Origin of the sequence: Azospirillum sp. B2RO_4, from assembly GCF_051124815.1 — a bacterium.
Taxonomy (GTDB): domain Bacteria; phylum Pseudomonadota; class Alphaproteobacteria; order Azospirillales; family Azospirillaceae; genus Azospirillum.
This window is the reverse complement of the sequence record NZ_CP118486.1, coordinates 399,563-412,500: the sequence shown is the minus strand read 5'-3', so window position 1 is coordinate 412,500 and position 12,938 is coordinate 399,563. Positions and strand designations below refer to the sequence as shown.

At 64.0% G+C, this 12,938-nt stretch carries 7 protein-coding genes and 2 rRNA genes (1 of these 9 cut by a window edge); 6 read left to right on the top strand and 3 right to left on the bottom strand.

Going from position 1 to position 12,938, the window contains the following annotated elements; all coding sequences use genetic code 11:
* The 5 genes from PWS46_RS15930 to PWS46_RS15910 form a co-directional block, all read left to right on the top strand.
* Positions 1-2,419 (top strand): 23S ribosomal RNA (locus PWS46_RS15930) (it extends 326 nt beyond the left edge of the window).
* 146 nt (positions 2,420-2,565) lie between these two features.
* Positions 2,566-2,681: ribosomal RNA gene (gene rrf, locus PWS46_RS15925) — 5S ribosomal RNA — on the top strand.
* A 372-nt stretch (positions 2,682-3,053) separates the two neighbouring features.
* Positions 3,054-4,964, top strand: a complete 1,911-nt coding sequence (gene menD, locus PWS46_RS15920; RefSeq protein WP_434622039.1) for a 2-succinyl-5-enolpyruvyl-6-hydroxy-3-cyclohexene-1-carboxylic-acid synthase — start codon at positions 3,054-3,056, stop codon at positions 4,962-4,964.
* Positions 4,965-4,982: 18 nt separating this feature from the next.
* Positions 4,983-6,227, top strand: coding sequence for an MFS transporter (locus tag PWS46_RS15915; RefSeq protein WP_434622037.1), 1,245 nt, complete (start codon positions 4,983-4,985; stop codon positions 6,225-6,227).
* 55 nt (positions 6,228-6,282) lie between these two features.
* Entirely contained in the window at positions 6,283-6,777 is a 495-nt protein-coding gene (locus PWS46_RS15910) for a cupin domain-containing protein (protein ID WP_434622035.1), read from the top strand.
* Positions 6,778-6,921: 144 nt separating this feature from the next.
* On the opposite strand, the gene PWS46_RS15905 is transcribed toward PWS46_RS15910, so the two are convergent.
* The 3 genes from PWS46_RS15905 to PWS46_RS15895 all read right to left on the bottom strand — a co-directional run bounded on the left by PWS46_RS15905 (position 6,922) and on the right by PWS46_RS15895 (position 11,996).
* Positions 6,922-8,880 (bottom strand): methyl-accepting chemotaxis protein, encoded by a 1,959-nt coding sequence (locus PWS46_RS15905; protein WP_434622033.1) that lies wholly within the window; start codon positions 8,878-8,880, stop codon positions 6,922-6,924.
* A gap of 183 nt (positions 8,881-9,063) precedes the next feature.
* Entirely contained in the window at positions 9,064-10,038 is a 975-nt protein-coding gene (locus PWS46_RS15900) for a TRAP transporter substrate-binding protein (RefSeq protein WP_434622031.1), read from the bottom strand.
* Positions 10,039-10,532: 494 nt separating this feature from the next.
* Complete coding sequence (locus PWS46_RS15895) at positions 10,533-11,996, bottom strand: FAD-binding oxidoreductase (RefSeq protein WP_434622029.1); 1,464 nt, start codon at positions 11,994-11,996, stop codon at positions 10,533-10,535.
* Positions 11,997-12,230: 234 nt separating this feature from the next.
* Here PWS46_RS15895 and PWS46_RS15890 point away from each other — a divergent pair, with 234 nt between their 5' ends.
* Positions 12,231-12,923, top strand: coding sequence for a winged helix-turn-helix transcriptional regulator (locus PWS46_RS15890; RefSeq protein ID WP_434622027.1), 693 nt, complete (start codon positions 12,231-12,233; stop codon positions 12,921-12,923).
* The last annotated feature ends 15 nt before the right edge of the window (positions 12,924-12,938 follow it).

Here is a 12,938-nt window from a genome sequence, read left to right as displayed (position 1 = left end):
CGTATGGATAAACCGGACAAGATGCTCGAGTAGGGCGGGGCACGTGAAACCCTGTCTGAACATGGGGGGACCACCCTCCAAGCCTAAGTACTCCTCAGTGACCGATAGTGCACCAGTACCGTGAGGGAAAGGTGAAAAGCACCCCGACAAGGGGAGTGAAACAGTTCCTGAAACCGGATGCCTACAAGCAGTCGGAGCCTCTTCATGGGGTGACGGCGTACCTTTTGTATAATGGGTCAGCGACTTAGAGTATGCAGCGAGCTTAAGCCGGTAGGTGGAGGCGCAGCGAAAGCGAGTCTGAATAGGGCGACCGAGTTGCATGCTTTAGACCCGAAACCTGATGATCTAGCCATGGGCAGGTTGAAGGTGCGGTAACACGCACTGGAGGACCGAACTCACGCCTGTTGAAAAAGTCGGAGATGACCTGTGGCTAGGGGTGAAAGGCCAATCAAATCAGGAAATAGCTGGTTCTCCGCGAAAGCTATTTAGGTAGCGCGTCGGATATCACCTGCGGGGGTAGAGCACTGGATGGGCTAGGGGGGCGCGAGCCTTACCAAACCTAACCAAACTCCGAATACCGCAGAGTGCAGTCCGGCAGACAGACGGTGGGTGCTAAGGTCCATCGTCGAGAGGGAAACAGCCCAGACCGCCAGCTAAGGTCCCCAAATCACGGCTAAGTGGGAAAGGATGTGGGAAGGCCATGACAACCAGGAGGTTGGCTTAGAAGCAGCCATCCTTTAAAGAAAGCGTAATAGCTCACTGGTCTAGTTAAGCCGGCCTGCGCCGAAAATGTATCGGGGCTCAAGCCGTGTACCGAAGCTGCGGATGTGATCTTTGATCACGTGGTAGCGGAGCGTTCCGTAAGCCTGCGAAGGGTGTCCGTGAGGCCGCCTGGAGGTATCGGAAGTGAGAATGCTGACATGAGTAGCGACAAACAGTGTGAGAAACACTGTCGCCGAAAGTCCAAGGGTTCCTGCGCAAGGTTAATCCACGCAGGGTGAGCCGGCCCCTAAGGCGAGGCCGAAAGGCGTAGTCGATGGGAACCACGTTAATAATCGTGGGCCTGGCGGAGGTGACGGATCGGAAAGCGTGTATGTCCTTATCGGATTGGACATGCTGTGGACCGGTTCCAGGAAACAGCCCCGCCGTATAGACCGTACCCCAAACCGACACAGGTGGACTGGTAGAGTATACCCAGGCGCTTGAGAGAATGGTGTTGAAGGAACTCGGCAAATTGCCCTCGTAACTTCGGAAGAAGAGGGCCCCGTTTGGACGCAAGTCCAGGCGGGGGGCACAGACCAGGGGGTAGCGACTGTTTACTAAAAACACAGGGCTCTGCGAAGCCACACAAGGCGACGTATAGGGTCTGACGCCTGCCCGGTGCCGGAAGGTTAAGAGGAGAGGTGCAAGCCTTGAATTGAAGCCCCGGTAAACGGCGGCCGTAACTATAACGGTCCTAAGGTAGCGAAATTCCTTGTCGGGTAAGTTCCGACCTGCACGAATGGCGTAACGACTTCCCCGCTGTCTCCAACACCAACTCAGCGAAATTGAACTCTCCGTGAAGATGCGGAGTTCCCGCGGTCAGACGGAAAGACCCCGTGCACCTTTACTACAGCTTTGCAGTGGTGCTAGGGACTTCATGTGTAGGATAGGTGGGAGGCTTGGAAGCATGGGCGCCAGCTCGTGTGGAGCCATCCTTGAAATACCACCCTTGAAGTCTCTGGCATCTAACCGTGGCCCGTTACCCGGGTCCGGGACCCTGCATGGCGGGTAGTTTGACTGGGGCGGTCGCCTCCCAAAGTGTAACGGAGGCGCGCGATGGTGGGCTCAGAGCGGTCGGAAATCGCTCGTCGAGTGCAATGGCATAAGCCCGCCTGACTGCAAGACTGACAAGTCGAGCAGAGACGAAAGTCGGCCATAGTGATCCGGTGGCTCCACGTGGACGGGCCATCGCTCAACGGATAAAAGGTACGCCGGGGATAACAGGCTGATGACTCCCAAGAGTCCATATCGACGGAGTCGTTTGGCACCTCGATGTCGGCTCATCACATCCTGGGGCTGGAGCAGGTCCCAAGGGTTCGGCTGTTCGCCGATTAAAGTGGTACGTGAGCTGGGTTTAGAACGTCGTGAGACAGTTCGGTCCCTATCTGCCGTGGGTGTCGGAGTTTTGCGAGGATCTGTCCCTAGTACGAGAGGACCGGGATGGACATACCTCTGGTGCACCGGTTGTCACGCCAGTGGCATGGCCGGGTAGCTAAGTATGGACGGGATAACCGCTGAAAGCATCTAAGCGGGAAACCCACCTCTAAACCAGAGCTCCCTTGAGAGCCGTGACAGACCATCACGTCGATAGGAGGCATGTGGACGGGCAGCAATGCTTGAAGCTAAGCCTTACTAATCGCTCGATCGGCTTGATCTCGACCCCACTAACCGCGCCATGCGCAGCAGCAAGCCTGCTCAAAACAGCAGCTTGACAGCACGCGCCGCAGTTCGATACACACTCCTCCCTCACTTGCACTGAACAAGCGAAGCTTTCGGATAAGCGTCGGTCTTGAGCCTTGGTGACCTGGTGGTCATGGCGAGGTGTCAAACACCCGATCCCATCCCGAACTCGGCCGTGAAAAGCCTCCGCGCCAATGGTACTGCGTCTTAAGACGTGGGAGAGTAGGTCGCCGCCAGGTCACTCAGGCTCAAGAGACGCTAATCCATAAGCACAAGCTTGCATCGTCACGACATCAGAAACGCCCCGGTTCATCAGAGCCGGGGCGTTTCGGCGTTCGGGGTCGAGCCAGCATTGCAGGCGGGGCCGTTGTGCCATCGCATCCTCCGTTCCGAAGCCACCACGAGGATGGCCTTTTTTACGCGTGCAGATGCCGAGGATAACACCCGGAAACCACCTGCAATCTATAGCAACGTTGTTGAAAATTGTCTCATCATACGAAACTCTCATTGAAATTGCATTAGTGCTCGGTATTCGCCTATCATGGGGGACGGAATTCTTATGACGTTCTCCTGCGTTTATGATGGGGGCCAAGGTGAGCAAAGAAGTTGAAGTGGCTGATCATATTGCCACCAACATTCCGGTGCGGGCCACGCAAGGGAGCGCGTCGCCTGCGGCTCCGGTGGAGGTCGACAACACGACCTTCCGTGGAATCGTGTCCGGCGATGCCGAACTGAACTTCACCTGGTCGGCCTTCCTGATCGATTCCCTGGTGGAGGTCGGCTGCACCCATGCGGTGATGTGTCCGGGCGCGCAGATGGCGCCGCTGGCGCTCGCCTGCCGCGCCAACCCCAAGCTGAAGGTGTCAGTCGTCATCGACGAGCGCTCGGCGGGCTTCTTCGCGCTTGGCCTGTCGAGCGTGACGCAGAAGCCGACCATTCTGATCTGCACGTCGGGCTCCGCAGTGGGGCAGTTCTATCCCGCCGTGATGGAGGCGAATTACGGGATGATTCCGCTGATCGTCATCACCGCCGACCGCGCCCCGGAGAACCAGGACCGCAGTTCCGCGCAGGCGATCGACCAGATCCGCGCCTTTGGCCAGCATGTGCGGGCATCCCACAACATCCAGCTTCCCGACGCCAGCATCGATTCGCTCTCGCCGCTGGTGTCCCGCATCTATGAGCAGGCGACCGGGGCCACCCCTGGCCCGGTGCATGTGAACCAGGCGTTCCGCGACCCGCTTGTGGCGAAACTCCGCAACAAGCGCCCGGTTCCCACGCCGCCGGTGGTCTCCAACCCGGTCCTGACGGTGAACGCGGATCACGCCCGGCGGTTGGCCGAGTCCCTGGCCGGTCGCCGCGGCGTGATCGTCTGCGGCGCCAGCGAGATCGACGAGCCGGGTTTCCCCGCCGCCATCTACGAGTTGTCGCGCCGACTCGGCGCTCCGATCCTCGCCGATCCTTTCAGCAACCTGCGTTTCGGTGCGCCAAGCGACGTTCCAGTGATCGCGCGCGCCGATTCCTTCCTGAGGGCGACGCGCTTCACCGACACCCACAAGCCGGAGTGGGTGATGAATTTCGGCGGACCGCCGATTTCGAAGCCGGTGCTGACCTATCTGCAGAACACCAACTGCAGCGATTATATCGGCGTCGATCCGACCAACAAATGGCAGGATCCGATCCTGCGCATGACCGAGATCGTGCGCGCCAGCCCCGAATCGCTGTGCAAGGCGCTGGTCGCGTCGGACGCTCTGCGTCCTGCACCGGCATCCTGGGCGCAGTCCTTCGTCGCCTGCGATGCCTACATCGACGGCCTGTCGCGCAGCGCCTTCGACACGATCTTCTGGGAGGCGCCGATCCTGCGGCGGATGGTCCAGGCGACGCCCGAAGGAGCGGTGTTCTTCTGCGGCAATTCCATGGCCGTGCGCGATGCCGACAGCTTCTCCGGCCGGACCGATGCCCGGCTGCGCCTGTTCGCCAACCGCGGTGTAAACGGCATCGACGGCTCCATCGGCACGCTGATCGGTGTCGCGGCGGCGCAGCGCCCGAAGAAAACCCTCTCGGTCATCGGGGACATGGCCTTCTCGCATGATGTCGGCAGCCTGCAGCTTGCCGGCGACCTGGACATCGTGCTGGTTGTCCTGAACAACGGAGGCGGCGCCATCTTTGAGTATCTGCCGACCGCGAAGACGCCGGAGGTCATGGACTTCATCTCTCCGCCGACGCTGAACATCGGGCTTGCGGCGCAGGCTTCCGGCTGGCGGACATGGCGGGCCGGCGATCTCGCGGAGTTCAACGGCGCGCTGGAGGAGGCGATGGCGGCACGCGGCCCCTGCCTGATCGAGGCGGTCATCGACCGCAAGGAGAGCGTGCGTCAGCACAAGCTGTTCTGGGGTGCCGCCGATGGCATCAACGCCATCATCCGGCTGCGCGGGCCGGAGGGGATGACCATCACCTTCGGTGTTCCGCAGATCACCGAATCCGACAAGTCGGCGGTCGAGTTCGATCCGAACATCACCGACTGACGGCGCGGCATCCACCCCATGGACGGCCATCGAACCGAGACGGCGCGCGAGGCGGAGGATGACAGGTCCGGGACCGCATCCCCCTCCCCGCTGCCAATCCTGCCGCGGGAGCGGGCGGCGATCTTCCTTCTGGGCTTCGCAGCCTTCCTGCCGCTCTATGCCCCCCAGTCGGTCCTGCCGCAGTTGGCCAGCAGCTTCCAGGCCAGCCCGGCGGAAACCGGGGCGGTGATCGGGGCGACGACGCTGGCCGTCGCGCTGTCGGCGCCGCTGGCCGGCCCGCTGACCGACAGGTTCGGGCGCAAGCGCTCGATGCTGACGGCCATCGCCATCCTGGTCCCGCTGACGCTTCTGCTGACGCTGTGCGGCAGCTTGAACGAGCTGCTGGCCGTCCGTTTCAGCCAGGGTATCGTGCTGCCGGCGCTGTTCACCGGTGCCGTCGCCTATATCGGCACCCGCTGGGAAGGCACCCGCGGCGCATCGGTGACCGGCATGTTCGTCACCGGATCGGCCATCGGCGGCTTTGCCGGGCGGTTCGTCTCCGGATTGGTGGCCGACATCGCCGGTTGGCAGAGCGGGTTCGCCGCCCTGGCCGCGGTTTCGGCATTCTGCGCGGTCTTCGTCGCGCTCTGGCTGACGCCGGACCGCGGCCGTGGGACTGGGTCGATCCTGGCCAATATCCGCGGCATGGGGACGCATCTTCAGGATGGCCGGATTCGCGCGGTGAGCCTGTGCGGCGGCACCGTCCTGTTCTCGATGACCGGATGCCTGTCCTATCTGGGATTCCATCTGGCGGAGCCGCCGTTCGGACTGACGGCGGCGGGGATCGGCCTCGTCTTCCTGGTCTATCCGCTCAGCGCGACCGCCCCGCTGGTCAACAGCCGGCTGTTGCGTCTGCTGGGAACCGGCAACGCCTATCGCGTCGCTTTCGGCGTCTGCGCGGTCGGGCAGTTGCTGCTCCTGCTGCCCGATCTGACGGCGGTGGTCGCCGGCACCGGAATTTTCCTGGGCGGCGTGTTCCTGTGCCAGTCGCTGGCGCTCGGCTATGTCGGCCGGGTGGCGACGGCGAACAAGGGGGCCGCCGCCGGACTCTATGTCTGCTGCTTCTATCTTGGCGGCAGCCTCGGCGCCATCATGCCCGGCCTTTTGTGGAAAACCGCCGGGTGGCCCGGATGCGTGGCCCTGGTTCTTGCCGCACTCGCAACCGGTGCGCTCATTTCCCTGGCGATGCGCGAGGAGAAGCGCCGCGCCGCGGAGCCGGTCTGACGTTCCAAACCGGGAGCGCCCTTTCACCCTTCCCCCCACGGATGAGAAGAGCGCCATGATCCAATTCGCGAAACATCGGCGGAGCATCGCCGAAGCCGTCACGCGCCCCCGCCTGCTTGCGGGCGTCACCCTGCTCGCTGCGGGTCTGCTGGCGGGATCGCCGGCCCTGGCCGACAACTCGGCCAATGGGGCGGCCAAGCCGCCGGCGGCGCGGTCCACGGTCCTGCTGCAGACCTCGACTCATGCCAACGGGGTTCCGATCGTCTATCCGACCGGCAAGCCGCTGGTCACGGTGCGGGTCACGGAGATACCGCCGGGCGTCGACACCGGCGTCCACAACCACCCGATCCCGTTGATCACCTACATCCTGGCCGGCGAGCTGACCATCCGGGAGGTGACCGGCGCCGCCTATGTCTACAAGAAGGGTGATGCCTTCGTGGAGTCGGCGGAATTCCACCATGGCGTCAACGAGGGCAAGGAGCCGGTCCGCCTGCTCGCCGTCTATCCCGGTGAGGTCGGGGCACCACTGTCGATCAAGCCGCCTCATTGACGCCTTCGGCCGTCCGCGGTCCCCGACCTGCCGGGATCGCGGACGGCTGCGGCAAAAGAGAAGGCGCCGGAGTGGGATGTCCCAGCACCGGCGCCTTGTTGTTCGGGGGGAGCCGGTCGAATAACCGGCAGGCGGTGGGGCGGATCAGGCGACCCGGATGCGGTCGGTGAAGGAGTTGACCTCCTCCTTCAGCAGCGAGGTCTGGTGGCTCAGCGTGCCAGAGCTTTCCAGCAGCATTTCGGCAGAGCTGCCGGCGTCGGTCGCCTTGTGCAGCACATGGGTGATGGAGCTGGCAACCTCCGTGGTGCCGAGTGCCGCCTGACGGAGATTGTCGCTGATCTCCGTCGTTGCCTGGAACTGCTGCTGCACCGCACCCGAGATGCTCATGGCGATGCTGTCCATGCGGTCGATGGTCTCGCCGATCCGCTTGATCGCGTTCACCGCGCTGAAGCTGGTCGACTGGATGGCGTTGATCTGGACGCTGATCTCGCCGGTCGCGACGGTGGTCTGGTTGGCGAGCGCCTTCACCTCGTTGGCGACCACGGCGAAGCCCTTGCCGAACTCGCCGGCGCGGGCGGCCTCGATCGTCGCGTTCAACGCCAGCAGGTTGGTCTGCTTCGCGATGTTCTCGATCATGTGGACGACGTCGCCGATGCGGCCGGCCGCTTCGGCCAGCGCCGAGACGACTTCGTTGGTCTTGCGCGCCTCGTTGACGGCGTCGCGGGCGATCTCGGTGGACTGGGAGGCCTGACCGCTGATGGCGGCGACGGAATGGGACAGCTCCTCCACCGCTTCCGACACCATCTTGACGTTGATGCTCGCCTCTTCGGTGGCGGAAGCGCCCTGGGTGGCCAGTTCGACCGTCTGTTCCGCAACGCTGGCGAACAGGCGGGCGTTGGTCTCCACAACCTCGGCCTCGCGGATGACGTGCTGGACCACGTCCATGACCGTGCTTTCGAAGTTCTCGGCCAGGCTGTTCATGGCCTCGCGCTTCTCCGCCTCGTTGCGCAGCCGCTGCTCCTCCTGGGCGTTGCGCAGCCGCTCCATGTGGATGGCGTTTTCCTTGAAGACCTGGACCGCGCGGGCCATGTCGCCCACCTCGTCTCGGTTTTCGATGGCCGGGATTTCGATCGAGGTGTCGCCCTTGGCCAGAGCGCTCATGGCCGCCGTCATGCGGCGAATCGGGCCGACGATCGATCTGGCGATCAGCAGCGCGAAGACGATGCCGGCGAGCACGGCGATGACGGGCGTGATGACGGCCTGGCGCCAGCTGGCGTCGAGCGCATCGGCGGCCCGCGCCTGGGTCTGCGTCTGCGTGTCGGAAAAGGCGGTGACGATGCTGCGGACGATCTGCTGCAGTTCGGCCAGGATGTCGCGGATCCGGACCTGCGATCCGATCAGCGTCTGGCTACCGCCGATGGCGTCCTCCAGCCCCTTGGTGAAGGTGACCAGCTGCGGTTCCATGGAACCGAGGAAGCGCAGAAGGCGCTTGTTGGTGATGACGGTCTTGGCTTCCTGAATCGATTCACGCAGACGCGCCAACTCGCCCTTGGTGGCGTCGGCATCGTTGGGATCGAAGGTGGTGAAATAGCGGGCGGCCGCCATGCGGGTGGCCTGCAGCGCCTGCTGGAGGCGGAGTGCCGCCTGAAGTCCCGGCGCCTCGCCGATGTTCTGCGTGCCCTCCACCAGGGCCACGGCGGTGGTGTTCAGCTGGGCGCCGACCAGGAAGGATTGCCCGACGCCGTCGCGGCGGCGGGTGACGGCGGCGACGGTCTCGTCGAAGGCGGCGCGGTAGCTGGCGGCGGCCTTCTGCAGGGCGCCGATGCTCGCCCGGTCGACCGTCAGGTCCGTTCCGGTGTCGGTTTCGGCGATCGCCTTCACGAAGACATCCACCTCCTTGCGCGCGCTGAAGAGGTCGGTCTCCGATTGCGAGGCGATGTAGGTGAGGACCGCGCGGTCCATGTGCTCGCTGATCTCGACCAGCCGAGCCGTGCTCATGGCGTCGTGGCCGACCGATATGACCCCTTCCAACTCGCCGCGGATGGTGTCGACGTTGTTCACAAACTGAACGCCCAGAAACACGATCAGGGCGATCGAGGCCATGAAGCCTGCGTATATTTTCTGCGAGATCTTCATGTGCGAGGCCAAACGAAACATGCGGACACCCGTTGTGAAAAACGTCGCTTGGACGGCGGCGCGGGATCGCGTCAGGAGGGCGGGGAGGGTACGAGGGGCGGAATGTCCAGGCCCGCCGGCCTCCCCGCTGTTGTCGACGAACGTGAACGGTTACTTGGCGTTCTTGATCGCCATGATCTTTTCCATCGTGAACTGCTTGGCCGCCTCCTGATAGAACGGCTCAAGGGCCTTTTCGAAGGCCGCACGATCGAAATCGGTCGTGATGGTGATCGGCGACGCCTTGAGGACCTTCATCCCCTCGCGGTCGCGGTTGCGCACGAATTCACGCGACGCCTTGCCGCCGGCGCGGGCCGCTTCGACGAAGGCGGTCTTCATCTCGGGTGACAGGTCGTCGAAGAATTCCTTGTTGATCAGGATGACGGCCGGCGAATAGGTGTGGTTGCTGAGCGTGATGTTGCTCTGCACTTCGTACAGCTTGGAGCCGACGATCGTGGTGACCGGGTTTTCCTGGCCTTCGGCCTGACCGCTCTTCAAGGCGGGATAGAGCTGCGCGAAGGGCATGCTGAAGGGTTCGGCCCCCAGCGTCTGGAAGGCCTTCTTGAAGAGATCGCTTTCGGCGATGCGCATCTTCAGGCCCTTCATGTCCGCGGGGGTCTTGATCGGCCGGACCGAGTTGGTGAGCTGGCGGAAGCCGTTCTCCGCCCAGGCCAACGCCACCGTGTTGGTGTCCTTGAAGGAGTCGAGCAGGGACTTGCCGATGGGGCCGTCCAGGACCAGATCGGCGTGCGCCTCGTCACGGAACAGCAGCATCAGGTCGAGGATGCCGACGTTCGGGTTGAACTGCGCCAGCGCGCCGCCCGACGAGGACAGCACCAGGTCGATGGTGCCGAGCTTCACGGCCTCCAGCATGGCCGGGCCGGAGCCCAGTTCGCTGGCAGGATGTTCCTCGAGCACATATTTGTTGTTCGTACGGCGCTGGAGTTCTTCGCTCATCACCCGAACGGCTTCGCTGAACTGCGAACCCTTCGGCAGCACATGGCCGATCCGAAGCTTTTCCTGCGCCTGCGCGCCGCCCGCTGCCATCAGCAGGGCTGCGCCGATTACCAAACCCCAAAATGCTCTCATAACGAACCTCCGTGCGTGAACCTCTGAACCTGCACTAGAATTGCAGCACCTATACCGTTTGGTGGTTGCAAAAGTAGAAAGCCGATGCTTTTAGGTCAAACCTATTTTAGCAATCTGGCCTGTCAAAACCCTTTACGCGAGAGCAATGAATAATTCATTACCGTAGGATCGGCGCTACATTCTGGAGTATGCGTCCAAAAGTCGCATAAATACCGCGATATGTCCTGCATATGGGAGTATTTTAAAGACAGCCTGTCTTCAAAGCTGCCGTGGGGTTCGCGGCGATGGAGGATGGTCCGGACGGCACGGGACGCGCGCAACCCAAAAGGGGGGCCTCGCCACCGCTGTTCCACCGGGGCGCCGAACGGGCATGGGTGCGGCGGGAGGGGGCGAAAGCGCCGGTTCCACATTGCCGGCGCCAATGCCCTCTCCCGCCGCACCCATGCTGCCCCTGCCGGGGCGACCCCGACCGATGGTGAAAATCAGGCGGAGGATCAGGCCACCGCCTGCGCCGGGACGTTCTGGTTCATGCGGAACAGATTCTCCGGGTCGAAGCGCTGCTTCAGCGCGGTCATGCGCCGGTAGTTGGGGCCGTAGGCCGCCGCGACCCGTTCCTCGTCTTCGGTGATGAAGTTCACGTAAACGCCGCCGGTGGCATAGGGCGTGGTCGCCGTGAAGAAGTCCCGCGCCCAGTCCACGCAACGCCGGTCATCCGCCGGGTCGTCCCAACGGGTGTGTACGTTCATGACATACTCGGCGTCGCGGTGCGGATAGGCCATGGCATCGGGGGATACCCGCCGGGTGGCCCCACCGACCTGCGCGATGAAGATCTCGCATTGGGGAGTCGGCAACTGCCGGGCGTATTGGACGGAGAGGTCGAGCAGGCCGTCCTCCAGGGCCGTGAAATTGTGGGATTTCCAGTAATTGCGGGCACCCGGCGTCAGCAGCGGGTCGAAGGCGGCCTGCCATGCGACGTAGGGCATCATCTCCAGATGCGTGCCCAGCGGCTGCACCTGAGGCTGCCCAGGCGATTGTCCCAGCGATTCCCCAAGCGCCAGGATCGGTTCCACCGCTTGGCGTCCCGCCGCAGGATCGCCGGCATGGCAGAGGGCGAAGATCACCACCTCCGTCCCGTGCGCGTCGGCGGGCAGGAAGGGGAGGGGCGGCGCCTTGCGCAGAACCACCCAGCAGGCCAGCTCGTCCGGCATGCGGGCGGCGATCTCCCGATAGCGGCGCAGCAGCTCGCCGGCCCGGTCGAACGGATAGACGACGAGGCCGGCCAGCACCTCCGGCCCGACCGGGTGCAGTTGGAACTCGAAGGCGGTGACGACGCCGAAATTGCCGCCGCCGCCCCGGATGCCCCAGAACAGGTCCGGGTTCTCCGTCGCGCTGGCCCGCGTGAATTTTCCGTCGGCGGTGACCACGTCGGCGGCGGTCAGATTGTCGACCGTCAGCCCATGCTTGCGGCTCAGCCAGCCGAAGCCGCCGCCCAGCGTCAGCCCGGCCACCCCGGTGGTCGAGTTGATGCCGAGCGGCGTCGCCAGCCCGAAGGCCTGCGCCTCGCGGTCGAAGTCGCCGAGCGTCGCGCCGGGACCGACCCAGCCGGCACGGCGGTCGGGGTCGACGCGCACCGACGCCATCGGCGACAGGTCGATCATCAGCCCGCCATCGCAGACCGCGTTGCCGGCGATGTTGTGTCCGGCCCCGCGAATGGCGGTCAGCAGCCGGTGCCGCCGGGCCAGCCGGACGCAATGCAGGACGTCGGCCGCCCCATGGCAGCGGACGATCAGCCCCGGCCGGCGGTCGATCATGGCGTTCCAGATCCGGCGCGCCTCGTCATAGGACGGGGATTCCGGCGGTATGACGGTGCCGCGCAACTGCGCGGCCAACCCGCCGACGGCCTCCCCGTCCAGGGAAACCCGGCCTCCGTCGATGGTGCGCAGCGACAACTCGGTCATGACACCCTCCCTGTTCTGGCTATTCCTGTTCCGGTCATTTCCCGGCCACCGGGCCGCGACGACCGCTACCCCCTTCCGCACCGTCGTTTGCGGGAGGATACGGGCGTATGCTTGCGAATGCCGTCGGACATTACAGCCTCCTTGCTCCATTATTTTGGCAGAAGGCCAGCATGTCCCCAGGTGACGGCACGCCTCAAGTTCAGCATCTGTACCGCCAGCCGCAGGGAGGCCCGCATGGAGTCACAGAGCTACGGGCAATTCTGCCCGGTCGCCATGGCATCGGAGGTCCTGTGTACCCGCTGGACCATGCTGGTCCTGCGCGAGCTGGTCGCCGGCAGCACCCACTTCAACGAGTTGCGCAGGGGGGTGCCGCGCATGTCGCCGGCACTTCTGTCCAAGCGCCTGAAGGAGCTGGAGGAGGCCGGCGTCCTCTTCAGGGTGGTGGACGGAAAGGGCGCCGGGGAATACCGACTGACCGAAGCGGGGCGCGATCTGCGCGCGGTCGTGGAGTGTATCGGCTTCTGGGGGCAGCGCTGGGTTCAATCCAACCCCAGCCTTCGCAACCTCGACCCCAGCCTGCTGATGTGGGATATGCGGCGCAATCTCGACACCACGCCGATCGCCGACGGGCGGCGGGTGATACAGTTTCTGTATCCGGACCAGCCGCCCGCCCGGCGCAATTGGTGGCTCGTCGTCGAGACTGGCGAGGTGGATCTCTGCTCGGTCGATCCTGGATTCGACGTCGATCTCTATGTCGTGACCGAACTGCGCATCATGACCGCCATCTGGATGGGGTTGATGCGCCTCGGCGAAGCGGTCGAGGACGGGCGCGTGGAGCTGACCGGCGATTCCGCGCTCGTCCGCTCCATGCACCTGTGGCTCGGCCTCAGCCCCTTCGCCACCCAGCGCAAGCGCGCGGTCGGATAGCCGAAGGAGGGCAGC

Bases quoted from the DNA above. Each gene is read 5' to 3' on its own strand.
- PWS46_RS15915 (WP_434622037.1), top strand. From the start codon at position 4,983: ATGGACGGCCATCGAACCGAGACGGCGCGCGAGGCGGAGGATGACAGG.
- PWS46_RS15900 (WP_434622031.1), bottom strand. From the start codon at position 10,038: ATGAGAGCATTTTGGGGTTTGGTAATCGGCGCAGCCCTGCTGATGGCA.
- PWS46_RS15905 (WP_434622033.1), bottom strand. From the start codon at position 8,880: ATGGCCTCGATCGCCCTGATCGTGTTTCTGGGCGTTCAGTTTGTGAAC.
- PWS46_RS15895 (WP_434622029.1), bottom strand. From the start codon at position 11,996: ATGACCGAGTTGTCGCTGCGCACCATCGACGGAGGCCGGGTTTCCCTG.
- PWS46_RS15890 (WP_434622027.1), top strand. From the start codon at position 12,231: ATGGAGTCACAGAGCTACGGGCAATTCTGCCCGGTCGCCATGGCATCG.
- PWS46_RS15910 (WP_434622035.1), top strand. From the start codon at position 6,283: ATGATCCAATTCGCGAAACATCGGCGGAGCATCGCCGAAGCCGTCACG.